This is a genomic window from Streptomyces himalayensis subsp. himalayensis (assembly GCF_013778455.1).
Taxonomy (GTDB): Bacteria; Actinomycetota; Actinomycetes; order Streptomycetales; family Streptomycetaceae; genus Streptomyces; species Streptomyces himalayensis.
The window spans coordinates 51,214-64,594 of record NZ_JACEHE010000022.1; the positions used below are offsets into that span (position 1 = coordinate 51,214).

Here is a 13,381-nt window from a genome sequence, read left to right on the forward strand (position 1 = left end):
TGGTGCCGGGCAGCCGGTCCGGCGACACCCGCGCGCGATTGCTGGTTTCTACTGCTTTGTGCCTCACCCTTGACCACATAGCCGGGCGGAGTGTCGCGTTATGAGTGCTTCCTCTTAATCCATCAAGATGTGCGCCACGACGAGTTGTTTGGCGGGTTGTACGGACTGGTGTACGTCATGCCGGGTTCGGGACTGCCGGATCGCCGGGTCCGGAGAGCCTAGAGGGGATTCGAGGATGAGCAGCGCATCGGTGTCGCCGCACGGCTTCGTCGCCGTGCGGGGCCGCGCCTACCGGCCCGCGCAGGTCGACGCGTACGTCACCCGCCTGTCCAGAGAGCGCGACGAGGCGTGGGAGCGCGCCGCGCGGCTGACCGTCCTGGCCAAGGACATGGAGGCCGAGGCGGAGCGGCTGCGCGAGGCCGTCACGGGGCTCGCTCCCCAGACGTACGAGACGCTCGGCGAGCGTGCGCAGCGGATCCTCGCGCTGGGCCAGGAGGAGGCAGCCGCGGTGCTCGCCGCCGCACGTGACGATGCCGAACGGGTCACCGCGGCCGCCGAGGAGGCGATGCGCGAGCTCGACGAGGCAGCGCACGCCTACGCGGATGCCGTGCGCGCCGAGGCCGACGAGCGCGCCCGGCACCGGCTGCTCGCCGACCGCGCGACCGCCGACGAGATCCGGATCGCGGCCCGGCGCGATGTGAAGGAGCGGCGGGGTGAGGCGCTGGCCGCACTGCGTGAGATGCGGGAGCGGACCGCCGGAATGCTCGCTGATCTGGAGAAGGAGCACGCCGAGCGGTGGGACGCCGCCGAGCGGGACATCGCCGGGCGGGAGGCGGCGGCGGACGCGCACCACGACGAGCTGACGGCCGCGGCCGAGGAACGTCTGTCCAAGGCCGAGCGGGCCTTTGCGGAGGCGGAGGAGGCTGCCTGGCGTATCCAGGAGGAGGCGCAGACGCGGGCCGCGGAGCTGCTTACGGGGGCTCGGGCTCGGGAGGATGCGATCGGGCGGGAGACGGAGCGGGTGTTGCGACTGCATGGGGAGCAGTGGGATGAGGTGCGGGCGCATATGGATCATGTGCGGAACAGTCTTGCGGCGTTGACGGGGCGGGCGGCGCGGGCCGAGGGCGCGCCCTAGCGCTGGGAGGTGCCCCCGGACGGGCTTGGTTTGTTCGCGCCCGCCAGGATCCACGCCTCCACCGCCTCGTACTGCCTGCGCTGTTCGTCGGCCGTCCGGCGGGCCGACAGTACGGTGCCCAGCCAGCCGAGGGCGAAGCCCAGGGGGATGGAGACCAGGCCCGTCGTGGTGAAGGGGAACCAGTTGAAGTCGTGGTCGGGGAAGGCCGATGTGGGGGAGCCGGAGACCAGGTTGGTGCCGGTCATCAGGACGAACACGCTCAGCGTGCCGCCGATCAGGGTGTACATCAGTCCTGTGCGGGTGAAGCGGCGCCAGAACAGGCCGTAGACCAGGGCGGGCGCCAGTGCGGAGGCGCCTACGCAGAACGAGAGCGTGACCAGCGGCTGCAGGTTGCGGTGCTGCACCAGCGTGGCGAGGACGATCGCGACCAGGCCGACGGACAGGGCCGAGCCGCGGGCCAGGGTCATCTCCGTGCGTGTGGAGATCTGCTTCCTGCGGTGCCCGAAGACGTCGTGCGCGAGGGAGTTGGCGCAGGCCAGGATCATCCCCGCGACCGAGGCGAGCAGAGTGAGGAATATCGCCGTTGTCACCGTGGTGAACAGCATCGTCTCCGCCCATGAGGCGTCGGCGCCGAACGCGGCCCGAGAGCCCAGCAGATACGCCGTGTTGCCCTGCGGATCGGCCGCCGTGATCCCGGCCCGCCCGATGAGGGCCGCCGCGCCGAACCCGACCACCGAGATGATCAGCACGAACAGCGCCACGGTCGACACCGCCCAGGACATCGAGCGGCGCACCTCGCGTGCGCTGCGGGCGGTGTACATGCGCATGGTGACGTGCGGCAGGCACGCGCTGCCGAGTACCACCGTCAGCTCCGAAGTGATCATGTCCAGCCGGGGGTGCGCCCCTCCGGCGAACTGCAGTCCGGAGTGCAGGAACGCCGGACCGGCGCCGCTGCCCTGTGCGGCCGCGGCAAGCAGCGCCCCCGGGTCCCAGTCGAACCGGTGCAGGACGAGCACGGACACGACCGCGCCCGAGCCGAGCAGCATCACCATCTTCAGGATCTGGATCAGGGCGGTGCCCTTCATCCCGCCGATCGCGGCATAGCTGATCATGAGTGCGCCGAGTGCGACGACGCATCCCGTCTTCAGCCCGTCGCCGCCGAATCCGAGGATGAACGCGAGCAGATCACCCGCGCCCGCGAGCTGTACGAGCATCATCGGCATCAGTGCCGCGATCGTCGCGGCGCACGCGGCGATGCGCACCGCACGCCCCGGCATCCGGCGGGCGAACGCGTCGCCCATGGTGAACCGGCCCGCGTTGCGCAGCGGTTCGGCCAGCAGGAACATGAGCAGCACCAGCGACAGCGCCGTGCTCAGAGCGAGGACGACCCCGTCGTACCCGGTGAGGGCGATGATGCCGCCGGTGCCGAGGACGGTGGCGGCGGAGATGTAGTCGCCGCCGATGGCGAGGCCGTTGCGCATCGGGGACAGCGATCCGTACCCGGTGTAGAACTCGTCGAGGTCGTCCCGGTCGGGTCCGGTCATCACGCACAGCAGGAGCGTGACGGTGGCGAGCGCGGTGAAGGCCACCAGGGACATGGCCTGCGCGGAGTCGCTGAATCCGGTCAGGGGCCCGGCAGCGTTCGGCATGACGCCGATGACTCCCATGGCGCCGTCGGCATCTGGCGCGGCGTTCATCCGGCGGCCTCCCTCGCCGCGTCCAGCTGTGCCTGCCTGCGCAGCCGGTCCGCCAGCGGGTCGACGCGGCGGCGCGCCGTGTACTCGTACAGCGCGAGCGCGAGGCAGGTCACCGGCAGTTGGCACAGTCCCAGCAGGAGACCGGTGGAGAGGCCCCCGGAGACTGTGCCCGTCATCAGCGAGGGCGCGAAGGCGGACAGGATGAGGAAGAGGACGAAGTAGCCGAGCGCGGTGAGTGTCGCGACGCGGCGCTGCCAGCGGTACGCACTGCGCAGGAACCGCAGATCGCTGTGGTTCCCGAGAGCGGGATGGCGGGGGAGCCGCCGCGCCGCGGGCGTCCCGGGGTGCTGCGGCTGCTGTGGTTGCCAGGGGTAGGTCGGGTACGACGGTGGTGACGGTGAGGCAGGCTGCTGCGGGGGCCATGCGGCGGACGGCATGGGCCATCCAGGGGATGAATGGTGCGGCATATCTGACATCCCGGTTCTCCTTGCGCGGCTGAGGGTCCCGTTGGGGACCGCAGGGAGCTGGGTGGAGGGTGGGGCGAGACGCTACTCGCTGGTATCCGTGTGCGCGAGGGTTTCGGCAAACTGAGTGGTCGGTATGCCGATTTGTACCGGACACGGGGCCGCGCGAGGCCGGGGCCGACGGCCGAACGCCCCGATTCGAACCGCTCGTAACGGACTCGACTCGACCCGCTTGTAACGGACTCGGCTTGACCCTCTCGTAGCGGCAGGGTGCAGCCTCTGGGACCGAAGGCGGACACGACCCCGACGCCGGGTCCACCGACGGGTGGAGAACCCCTAGGGGGATCTCCGTACTTGAGGCAGGGGAGGGTTCGTACCGCCGGAGGACGAGAAGGGGACCGGCCGCTCCTTAGCCTTTCTTTACGCGGTCGGGGGGCACGGCGGTCGGCCACCGGGTCGTACGCACCGCCCGTTCGGGGGTGGGGTTTTCCCCAGCACAAGACTGCGCTGGGCACCAGCGCGCCGGACCGCCTGACCAGACCAGACTGAAGCGCGTACCGCACGGCGGTCCACCGCCGGCGGCCGGCACCGCAGCCGCATGTGCGGCTCGACCGCCCGCCGGCACCAGCGACCTGGATAGCGCGACCCAGCAGTGACCGAGATCCCTGGCACATCCCTGCACCATCTGCCGACCGACATAGGAGACTTACCGTGACAACGGCTGTGACCATTCCCAAGCACGGGGGCACGGGCGGGACTACGGCCGTAGCCGCGCGGGCGCGGCAGGTCGTCAAGGCCTACGGCTCGGGCGAGACCCGCGTCGTCGCGCTCGACCAGGTCGACGTGGACATCACCCGGGGCCAGTTCACCGCGATCATGGGCCCGTCGGGGTCCGGCAAGTCGACGCTGATGCACTGCCTGGCGGGCCTGGACACCGTGACCTCCGGTCAGATCTACCTGGACGACACCGAGATCACCGGCCTCAAGGACAAGAAGCTCACCCCGCTGCGCCGGGACCGGATCGGCTTCATCTTCCAGGCGTTCAACCTGCTGCCGACACTCAACGCCATCGAGAACATCACGCTGCCGATGGACATCGCAGGGCGCAAGCCGGACAGGCAGTGGCTGGAGCGGGTCGTGGAGACCGTCGGTCTCGCCGGACGGCTCAAGCACCGGCCCTCCCAGCTCTCCGGCGGCCAGCAGCAGCGCGTCGCCGTCGCCCGTGCGCTCGCCTCCCGGCCCGAGATCATCTTCGGTGACGAGCCGACCGGAAACCTCGACTCCCGGGCCGGGGCCGAGATCCTGGGTTTCCTGCGCCGCTCCGTCGACGAGCTCGGCCAGACGATCGTGATGGTCACGCACGACCCGGTCGCCGCCTCCTACGCGGACCGCGTGCTGTATCTCGCGGACGGCCGGATCGTCGACGAGATGCTCCGCCCGACCGCCGACGCCGTCCTGGACAGGATGAAGGACTTCGACGCCCGGGGGCGTACGTCATGACCGTCATGAAGACCTCCATGCGCAACTTCTTCGCGCACAAGGGACGCATGGCGCTGTCCGCCGTCGCCGTGCTGCTGTCGGTGGCGTTCGTGTGCGGCACGCTCGTGTTCACGGACACTATGAACACGACGTTCGACAAGCTCTTCGCGACCACCGCATCGGATGTCACGGTCAGCGCCAAGGGCGCGTCCGACACCGGCGAGACCCAGGCCGGCAACGGCAAGCCGCCGGTCATGCCCGCCTCCGTCCTCGACGAGGTGCGCGGCGTCGACGGGGTCAAGTCCGCCGAGGGCACCGTCTTCTCGACCTCGGTGACCGTCGTCGACGCCGACAAGGACAGCCTCTCGCCCACGAGCGGCGCCCCGACCATCGTCGGCAACTGGAACGCCAACGAGGCCCGCACCATGGAGATCTCCTCCGGGCGGGCGCCGCGCGAAGCCGGGCAGATCATGGTCGACGCGGACACCGCCGACAAGCACCACCTGGGGCTCGGCGACGAGATCGGCGTCATCACCGCGGTCGGCACCCACAAGGCGAAGATCTCCGGCATCGCGGAGTTCACCGTCACCAACCCCGGTGCCGCGATCTTCTACCTCGACACGAAGACCGCCCAGCGGACCCTGGTGGGCGAGAGCGGCGTCTACACCAACATCAACGTCACCGCCGCGTCCGGGGTCAGTGACGCGCAGCTGAAGAAGGACGTCGCCGCGGGACTCGGCGGCGCCTACCAGGTGCAGACGGCCAAGGAGGTCGCCGACGCCAACGCCCAGGATGTCGAGGAGTTCATGGGCGTGATGAAGTACGCGATGCTCGGCTTCGCCGGGATCGCCTTCCTGGTCGGCATCTTCCTCATCATCAACACCTTCTCGATGCTGGTGGCCCAGAGGACCCGCGAGATCGGTCTGATGCGCGCCATCGGGTCGAGCCGCAGGCAGGTCAACGGCTCGGTCTTGGTCGAGGCGCTGCTGCTCGGCTTCTTCGGCTCGGTGCTCGGCGTCGGCGCGGGCGTAGGCCTGGCCATCGGGCTGATGAAGCTCATGGGCATGATGGGCATGCACCTGTCGACCGACGACCTGACCGTCGCCTGGACGACGCCGGTGGTCGGTCTGGTGCTCGGCGTCGTGGTCACCGTGCTCGCCGCGTATCTGCCCGCCCGGCGCGCGGGCAAGGTCTCGCCCATGGCCGCGCTGCGCGACGCCGGAGCCCCGGCTGACGCGAGGGCCGGACGGGTACGGGCCCTCGTCGGCCTGGTCCTCACCGGCGCCGGCGGCTACGGCCTGTACCTGGCGGCCGCCGCCGACAAGGCGAGCGAGGGCTCGCTGTGGCTCGGCGTGGGCGTGGTCCTCACCCTGATCGGCTTCGTCGTCATGGGCCCGCTGCTCGCGGGCGGCGTGGTCCGGGTCATCAGCGCCGTGCTGCTGCGGCTTTTCGGCCCGGTCGGACGGATGGCCGAGCGCAACGCGCTGCGCAACCCGCGCCGCACGGGTGCCACGGGCGCGGCCCTGATGATCGGCCTCGCGCTGGTCGCCTGCCTGTCGGTCGTCGGCTCGTCGATGGTGGCCTCCGCGACCGACCAGCTCGACAAGACCGTCGGCACGGACTTCATCATCCAGTCCGATCGCGGGCAGCCGATCACTCCGCAGGCGGTGGAGGCAGCGAAGTCGGCTGAGGGCGTGGAGCGGTTCACCGAGTACAAGGTGCTGGACGCCACGCTGACCACGCCGGACGGCAAGACGTCCAAGGGCGAGACGATCAACGCCGCCGACCCGTCGTACGCGCAGGACCTGCGCACCGAGACGGTGGCCGGCGATCTCTCGGACGCCTACCGCCCCGACTCGATGTCCGTCTTCGAGGGCTTCGCGAAGAAGCACGGCATCGAGCTCGGCTCGAAGGTCGGGGTCGAATTCAGGGACGGGGCGACGGCGGAGCTGACGGTCCGCGCGATCACCAGCGACGAAGCCGTCATCGACAAGGGCGCGATGTACGCGTCGATCGCGACGGTGGCCAGGTATGTGCCCGCCGACAAGATGCCCCTCGACGTCCTGCTCTTCGCCTCGGCGAAGGACGGCCAGGAGGCGGCCGCGTACAAGTCGCTGAAGGCGGCTCTGGACGACTACCCGCAGTACACGGTCCGCGACCAGACCGACTACAAGCAGGCGCTGAAGGACCAGATCGGCCAGCTGCTCAACATGATCTACGGCCTCCTGGCCCTGGCGGTCGTCGTCGCGATCCTGGGTGTGGTGAACACCCTGGCCCTCTCGGTGGTGGAGCGGACCCGCGAGATCGGCCTCATGAGGGCGATCGGTCTCTCCCGTCGCCAGCTGCGCCGCATGATCCGCCTCGAGTCGGTCGTCATCGCCCTCTTCGGAGCGCTGCTCGGCCTCGGCCTTGGCATGGGCTGGGGCGCCACGGCCCAGAAGCTGCTGGCCCTCGAGGGCCTGAAGGTCCTGGAGATCCCCTGGCCGACGATCACGGCGGTCTTCGTGGCCTCGGCCTTCGTGGGCCTGTTCGCGGCACTGGTACCGGCGTTCCGGGCGGGGCGGATGAACGTGCTGAACGCGATCGCAACCGAATAGCCATTGCGGGCGGGGAACCGGGGGAGTGCGGGGCCCGGGGAGCGAGCGTCTCCCCGGGCCCCGCCTGTGCTCATCCCTTCTTGCGGCCGAGGTGGAGCACCATGACCGTGACAGTGCTCTCGATGATCTCGTACATGACGCGGTACTGGCCTACTCTCATCCGCCGCAGGTCGCGTGAGCCGAGCTCCACTGTTCCCGGTGGCCGAGGGTCGGAGGCGAGGAGGTCGGTTGCCTCGAACACTCGTCGTAGGCCGTCAGGGTCGTCCACCAGGAATTTGGCAGCAGTGTCGAGGGCTGGCTCGTCCCAGTGGACTAAATAGCTCATGGGCGGCCCAATCCAAGACGGGCACGGGCCTCGTCCTGCGGAATGCCGACCACCTCACCGCTGGCCTGGCGGGCCCGGTAACGAGCCAGTGCCAGCTGGTCCTCCAGATCCTCCAGCCGCTCCTCCAATTCGGCCAACTCTCTCGGGTTTATGAACACGGCCGCAGCCTGACCGTGATCCGTGATGGTGATGCGCTCGCGATCGTGGGACGCCCGGCGGATCAGGGAGCCGAACTGAGCGCGGGCCTCAGTGATGGGAAACGTTGCACTCATGTACAGAACTGTACGGCTCGACCCGTGGCGAGTCGATCCCTCAAAAGGGTGAGCCCTCCGCGGGCGTCGTACTCTGGACACCCCCGGCCCGTGCGACGTGTCGGGCGGTTCGCGTTGCCCCCTCACTCCGGACGGATGCCCTTCATGAGCCTGCACGGTCTGCTCGACGCCGTAGTCAAGGACCCCGCACTCGCCGAAGCGGTGAGGGCCGCCACCGACGGCAACCGCATGCACGTCGACCTGGTGGGACCGCCCGCGGCCCGCCCCTTCGCGGTGGCGGCGCTCGCGCGCGAGTCGAACCGCCCCATCCTGGCCGTGACGGCGACAGGCCGGGAGGCCGAGGACCTCGCGGCGGCCCTGCGCTCGCTGCTCCCGCCGGACGGGATCGTCGAGTACCCGTCGTGGGAGACGCTCCCGCACGAGCGGCTCTCGCCGAGGTCGGACACCGTGGGCCGCCGCCTCGCGGTCCTGCGCCGCCTCGCGCACCCGAGCGACGACGACCCGGAGACCGGCCCGGTCTCCGTCGTCGTCTCGCCCGTACGCTCCGTGCTCCAGCCGCAGGTCAAGGGCCTCGGCGACCTGGAACCGGTCAGTTTGCGCACCGGACAGCAGGCCGACCTGGAGGAGACGGTCGACGCGCTGGCCGCCGCCGCGTACGCGCGCGTGGAACTCGTCGAGAAGCGCGGCGAGTTCGCGGTCCGCGGCGGCATCCTCGACGTGTTCCCGCCGACCGAGGAGCACCCCCTCCGCATCGAGTTCTGGGGCGACGACGTCGAGGAGATCCGCTACTTCAAGGTCGCCGACCAGCGCTCCCTCGAAGTCGCCCAGCACGGCCTGTGGGCGCCGCCCTGCCGTGAGCTGCTGCTCACCGACGACGTGCGGCAGCGGGCGGCCGCGCTCGCCGAGCGCCACCCGGAGCTCGGCGAACTGCTCGGCAAGATCGCCGAGGGCATCGCGGTCGAGGGCATGGAGTCCCTCGCGCCGGTCCTCGTCGACGACATGGAGCTGCTGCTCGACGTACTGCCCAAGGGCAGCATGGCCGTCGTCTGCGACCCGGAGCGGGTGCGCACCCGGGCCGCGGACCTGGTGGCGACGTCGCAGGAGTTCCTGCAGGCGTCGTGGGCTGCGACCGCGGGCGGGGGCGACGCCCCCATCGACGTCGGCGCCGCATCGCTCTGGTCCATCGCGGACGTCCGTGACCGGGCCCGCGAGCTGGACATGATGTGGTGGTCGGTGTCCCCGTTCGCCGCGGACGAGGAGCTCGACGCGGACACGCTGAAGCTCGCGATGCACGCCCCCGAGTCGTACCGCGGCGACACCGCCAGGGCGCTGGCCGACACCAAGGGCTGGATCTCGGACGGCTGGCGCACCGTCTACGTCACCGAGGGCCACGGAACCGCGGCTCGCACCGTCGAGGTGCTCGGCGGCGAGGGCATCGCGGCCCGCCTCGACCAGGACCTGGGCGAGCTCACCCCGTCCGTCGTGCACGTCGCGTGCGGCTCGATCGACTACGGCTTCGTCGACCCGGCCCTCAAGCTCGCGGTCCTCACCGAGACCGACCTGTCCGGGCAGAAGGCGGCCGGCAAGGACGGCGCGCGCATGCCCGCCCGCCGCCGCAAGACGATCGACCCGCTGACGCTGGAGGCGGGCGACTACATCGTCCACGAGCAGCACGGCGTCGGCCGCTACATCGAGATGGTGCAGCGCACGGTGCAGGGCGCGACCCGCGAGTACCTCGTCGTCGAGTACGCCCCCGCCAAGCGCGGCCAGCCCGGCGACCGGCTCTACATCCCCACCGACCAGCTGGAGCAGATCACCAAGTACGTCGGCGGCGAGGCGCCCACGCTGCACCGGCTCGGCGGCGCCGACTGGACCAAGACCAAGGCGCGCGCCAAGAAGGCGGTCAAGGAGATCGCCGCCGACCTCATCAAGCTGTACAGCGCCCGCATGGCGGCCCCCGGCCACGCCTTCGGCCCGGACACGCCCTGGCAGCGCGAGCTCGAGGACGCCTTCCCGTACGCGGAGACGCCCGACCAGCTGACCACGATCGCCGAGGTCAAGGAGGACATGGAGAAGACGGTCCCGATGGACCGCCTGATCTGCGGCGACGTCGGCTACGGCAAGACGGAGATCGCGGTCCGCGCGGCCTTCAAGGCGGTCCAGGACGGCAAGCAGGTCGCGGTCCTGGTCCCCACGACTCTGCTGGTGCAGCAGCACTTCGGCACGTTCTCCGAGCGATACGGACAGTTCCCCGTGAACGTCCGCGCCCTGAGCCGCTTCCAGACGGATACGGAGGCGAAGGCCACCCTGGAGGGGCTGCGCGACGGCTCGGTCGACATCGTCATCGGCACGCACCGCCTCTTCTCCTCCGAAACCAAGTTCAAGGACCTCGGCCTGGTCATCGTCGACGAGGAGCAGCGCTTCGGCGTCGAGCACAAGGAGCAGCTGAAGAAGCTCCGCGCCAACGTCGACGTCCTGACCATGTCGGCCACCCCCATCCCCCGTACGCTCGAGATGGCCGTGACCGGCATCCGCGAGATGTCGACGATCACGACACCGCCGGAGGAGCGGCACCCGGTGCTGACCTTCGTCGGGCCGTACGAGGAGAAGCAGATCGGCGCCGCGATCCGCCGTGAACTGCTGCGTGAGGGCCAGGTCTTCTACATCCACAACCGGGTCGAGTCGATCGACCGTGCGGCCGCGCGGCTGCGCGACATCGTGCCCGAGGCCCGCATCGCCACGGCCCACGGCCAGATGTCCGAGGGGACCCTGGAGCAGGTCGTCGTGGACTTCTGGGAGAAGAAGTACGACGTCCTCGTCTCCACGACGATCGTCGAGTCGGGCATCGACATCTCCAACGCCAACACGCTGATCGTGGAGCGCGGCGACAACTTCGGCCTCTCGCAGCTGCACCAGCTGCGCGGCCGCGTCGGCCGAGGCCGCGAGCGCGGCTACGCCTACTTCCTCTACCCGCCGGAGAAGCCGCTGACCGAGACCGCCCACGAGCGGCTCGCGACCATCGCCCAGCACACGGAGATGGGCGCGGGCATGTACGTGGCGATGAAGGACCTGGAGATCCGCGGCGCCGGCAACCTGCTGGGCGGCGAGCAGTCGGGCCACATCGCGGGTGTCGGCTTCGACCTGTACGTACGCATGGTCGGCGAGGCCGTCGCGGACTACCGGGCGTCGCTGGAGGGCGGTGTCGAGGAGGAGCCGCCGCTCGAGGTCAAGATCGAGCTCCCGGTCGACGCGCACGTCCCGCACGACTACGCGCCGGGCGAGCGCCTGCGCCTGCAGGCCTACCGGGCGATCGCCTCCGTCAACACGGAGGACGACATCAAGTCGGTACGCGAGGAACTGGTCGACCGCTACGGCAAGTTGCCGGAGCCGGTGGAGAACCTGCTGCTGGTGGCGGGGCTGCGCATGCTGGCGCGTGCGTGCGGCGTCGGCGAGATCGTGCTGCAGGGCAACAACATCCGCTTCGCGCCTGTGGAGTTGAGGGAGTCCCAGGAGCTGCGGCTGAAGCGGCTCTACCCGGGCACGGTCATCAAGCCCGCCGTCCACCAGGTGCTGGTGCCCCGGCCGAAGACCGCGAAGGTCGGCGGGAAGCCGCTGGTCGGGAGGGAACTGCTGGGGTGGACCGGGGAGTTCCTGACGTCGATTCTGGGGTCGTAGCAGGTATTTACGACTCCGGGTTACGACTCCGCGTCCGGCTCCGCGTTACGGCTCAGGGTTACGGCTCCGGGGGATTTACGACTCCGGGGTCGCGCCCGATCGGAACAGCATCCCCGTCAGGGCGCGGAAGACGTCCTCGGGATCGCGGTCGCCCACCGGTCCGTCCAGGTTGTGGCTGAGCAGCAGCGTGGCGAAGCCGTGGGCCAGGGACCAGGCGGCCACACCGGCGAGGCGGGCGTCGGGGCCGCGGCCCGAGGACGGGACGGCGGCCACCGCGGTGCGCAGGCGCTCGCCCGCAAGCGCTCTGGCCGTGGCGAGTTCGAGGTCGTTCTCGCGCAGCAGTTCCGGTGTGAACATCACCTGGAAGTGGGCCGGGTGCTCGCGCGCGAACCGGACATAGCGCACGCCGGCGTCCCGCAGGTCCTTCGCCTCGTCGAGCGCGGTGGCCAGCAGTGCGTATCCCTCGGCCGCGATCGCGGTGAGCAGGCCCGTGCGGTCTTTGAAGTGGTGGGCTGGGGCGGCGTGTGACACGCCGGCCCTGCGGGCAAGGTCGCGCAGGCTCAGCGCGGACGGCCCGTCAGTGGCGATCACATCGAGGGCGGCCGACAGCACGGCCCGCCGCAGGTCGCCGTGGTGGTAGGGGCGCTGATGGGTCATGCCCAGCAGACTACGCCGTATCTAGGCATTGACAAGTTCTCGCTTGCGCGGGCAATCTAGTCACTGTCAAGTTCTGCGGGTACGGGTTACTGGCCGGTGGCGCGACGAGGAGCGAAGCCATGTCCGAGAACGTCAGCAAGGCAAGCGGGACGGTGGCGCAGGCCAAGAGGGCCGAGAGGGCCGAGAGGGTCGAGCTCGGCCGGGTGCGGCAGATGTGGCATCTGCTGGAGCCCCTGCATGCCGTGCTCTACTACGCGCCCGAGTCCTTCGAGGAGGCGGCAGCACTCGGTTACGGAACGGACGTCCGATGGCCGAGCTATTTCCCGTTCCGGGCGGCCCCGCTGGGCCAGGTCGGCGCCGAGCGCGTGACCTCCGCGTTCTACAGCTTCAGCCCGCGGATGGTCGCCGAGTACGTCGATCCGGCATGGCGCATAGCCCGGCCCGGCGACGTGCTGAAGGCGCGGGAGCGGGCGATCGACCGCGCCTACCGGGCGATATGGGGTGACCGGGTCGACAGCCCGGAGCTCGCCGAGGCGGCCGTGCTCGCCCGCCGGGCCGCCGAGGCGGCGAACACCGCGGGCCGCCCCCTCGCCGCGGCCAACGCGGAACTGGCGTGGCCGGAGGCCCCGCATCAGCAGCTGTGGCACGCGGCGACGATCCTGCGCGAGCACCGCGGCGACGGCCACCTTGCCGCCCTGCTCATAGCCGGACTGGACCCGACCGAGGCGCTGGTCTCCTTCGCGGGCATCGGAGCGGCGTCCGCCGACACGTTCCGCAGCCGCGGGTGGGGTGACGAGGAGTGGGGAGCCGCCCGCGAACGGCTCGTGGCACGCGGGCTGTTGGACGAGGACGGCGTGGCCACCGAGGCGGGCCGTGCCCTGCGTGCGGAGGTGGAGCGGCGCACCGACGAGCTGGGCGCCGGCCCGTGGGGAGCCCTCGGCCCGGATGGCACCGCCCGGCTCGCCGATCTGCTGGGGGAGTTCTGGGTCGCCGTACTCGGCTCGGGACTGCTCCCGTCGGAGACGACGCTGGGGATCGGGAAGGTGTGAGAGGAGGCGAGAGGAGAGGAGGGGAGGGGAG

10 protein-coding genes are annotated in these 13,381 nt (G+C 70.4%); 5 read left to right on the forward strand and 5 right to left on the reverse strand.

From position 1 onward, the window contains the following. Positions 1-235 precede the first annotated feature (235 nt). Complete coding sequence (locus H1D24_RS29610) at positions 236-1,135, forward strand: coiled-coil domain-containing protein (RefSeq protein ID WP_181660791.1); 900 nt, start codon at positions 236-238, stop codon at positions 1,133-1,135. Here the strand turns inward: H1D24_RS29610 and H1D24_RS29615 are convergent. Further along, positions 1,132-2,784 carry a sodium/solute symporter gene (locus tag H1D24_RS29615; RefSeq protein ID WP_181660854.1) on the reverse strand — a complete coding sequence of 551 codons (1,653 nt, stop codon included), beginning with the start codon at positions 2,782-2,784 and terminating at the stop codon, positions 1,132-1,134. The two genes, H1D24_RS29610 and H1D24_RS29615, sit on opposite strands and share 4 nt — an antisense overlap. Positions 2,785-2,828: 44 nt before the next feature. Then, on the reverse strand, positions 2,829-3,269 hold the full coding sequence (locus H1D24_RS29620; RefSeq protein WP_258564406.1) for a DUF485 domain-containing protein: 441 nt from the start codon (positions 3,267-3,269) through the stop codon (positions 2,829-2,831). A 738-nt stretch (positions 3,270-4,007) separates the two neighbouring features. Between H1D24_RS29620 and H1D24_RS29625 the strand changes: the two genes are divergently transcribed. Continuing rightward, complete coding sequence (locus H1D24_RS29625) at positions 4,008-4,796, forward strand: ABC transporter ATP-binding protein (protein ID WP_181660792.1); 789 nt, start codon at positions 4,008-4,010, stop codon at positions 4,794-4,796. After that, positions 4,793-7,372 (forward strand): ABC transporter permease, encoded by a 2,580-nt coding sequence (locus tag H1D24_RS29630; protein WP_181660793.1) that lies wholly within the window; start codon positions 4,793-4,795, stop codon positions 7,370-7,372. The genes H1D24_RS29625 and H1D24_RS29630 overlap by 4 nt, the downstream gene beginning before the upstream one ends. Positions 7,373-7,442: 70 nt before the next feature. Here the strand turns inward: H1D24_RS29630 and H1D24_RS29635 are convergent, their stop codons facing one another. Further along, on the reverse strand, positions 7,443-7,697 hold the full coding sequence (locus H1D24_RS29635) for a type II toxin-antitoxin system RelE family toxin (RefSeq protein WP_181660794.1): 255 nt from the start codon (positions 7,695-7,697) through the stop codon (positions 7,443-7,445). Beyond that, positions 7,694-7,969 carry a type II toxin-antitoxin system Phd/YefM family antitoxin gene (locus tag H1D24_RS29640; RefSeq protein ID WP_181660795.1) on the reverse strand — a complete coding sequence of 92 codons (276 nt, stop codon included), beginning with the start codon at positions 7,967-7,969 and terminating at the stop codon, positions 7,694-7,696. Before H1D24_RS29640 ends, H1D24_RS29635 begins: the two co-directional genes overlap by 4 nt. Before the next feature lie 144 nt (positions 7,970-8,113). Here H1D24_RS29640 and mfd point away from each other — a divergent pair, with 144 nt between their 5' ends. Beyond that, the gene (gene mfd, locus H1D24_RS29645) at positions 8,114-11,644 is read left to right on the forward strand and encodes a transcription-repair coupling factor (RefSeq protein ID WP_181660796.1); all 3,531 of its coding nucleotides are present in this window, start codon (positions 8,114-8,116) and stop codon (positions 11,642-11,644) included. A 75-nt stretch (positions 11,645-11,719) separates the two neighbouring features. Here the strand turns inward: mfd and H1D24_RS29650 are convergent, their stop codons facing one another. Further along, complete coding sequence (locus H1D24_RS29650; protein ID WP_181660797.1) at positions 11,720-12,301, reverse strand: TetR/AcrR family transcriptional regulator; 582 nt, start codon at positions 12,299-12,301, stop codon at positions 11,720-11,722. 212 nt (positions 12,302-12,513) lie between these two features. On the opposite strand from H1D24_RS29650, the gene H1D24_RS29655 reads away from it, so the two are divergent. Then, positions 12,514-13,350 carry an SCO6745 family protein gene (locus tag H1D24_RS29655; RefSeq protein ID WP_181660856.1) on the forward strand — a complete coding sequence of 279 codons (837 nt, stop codon included), beginning with the start codon at positions 12,514-12,516 and terminating at the stop codon, positions 13,348-13,350. Positions 13,351-13,381: the final 31 nt, after the last annotated feature.

Bases quoted from the DNA above. Each gene is read 5' to 3' on its own strand.
- H1D24_RS29610 (WP_181660791.1), top strand. From the start codon at position 236: ATGAGCAGCGCATCGGTGTCGCCGCACGGCTTCGTCGCCGTGCGGGGC.
- H1D24_RS29615 (WP_181660854.1), bottom strand. From the start codon at position 2,784: ATGCCGAACGCTGCCGGGCCCCTGACCGGATTCAGCGACTCCGCGCAG.
- H1D24_RS29620 (WP_258564406.1), bottom strand. From the start codon at position 3,269: ATGCCGTCCGCCGCATGGCCCCCGCAGCAGCCTGCCTCACCGTCACCA.
- H1D24_RS29630 (WP_181660793.1), top strand. From the start codon at position 4,793: ATGACCGTCATGAAGACCTCCATGCGCAACTTCTTCGCGCACAAGGGA.
- H1D24_RS29635 (WP_181660794.1), bottom strand. From the start codon at position 7,697: ATGAGCTATTTAGTCCACTGGGACGAGCCAGCCCTCGACACTGCTGCC.
- H1D24_RS29640 (WP_181660795.1), bottom strand. From the start codon at position 7,969: ATGAGTGCAACGTTTCCCATCACTGAGGCCCGCGCTCAGTTCGGCTCC.
- mfd (WP_181660796.1), top strand. From the start codon at position 8,114: ATGAGCCTGCACGGTCTGCTCGACGCCGTAGTCAAGGACCCCGCACTC.
- H1D24_RS29650 (WP_181660797.1), bottom strand. From the start codon at position 12,301: ATGACCCATCAGCGCCCCTACCACCACGGCGACCTGCGGCGGGCCGTG.
- H1D24_RS29655 (WP_181660856.1), top strand. From the start codon at position 12,514: ATGTGGCATCTGCTGGAGCCCCTGCATGCCGTGCTCTACTACGCGCCC.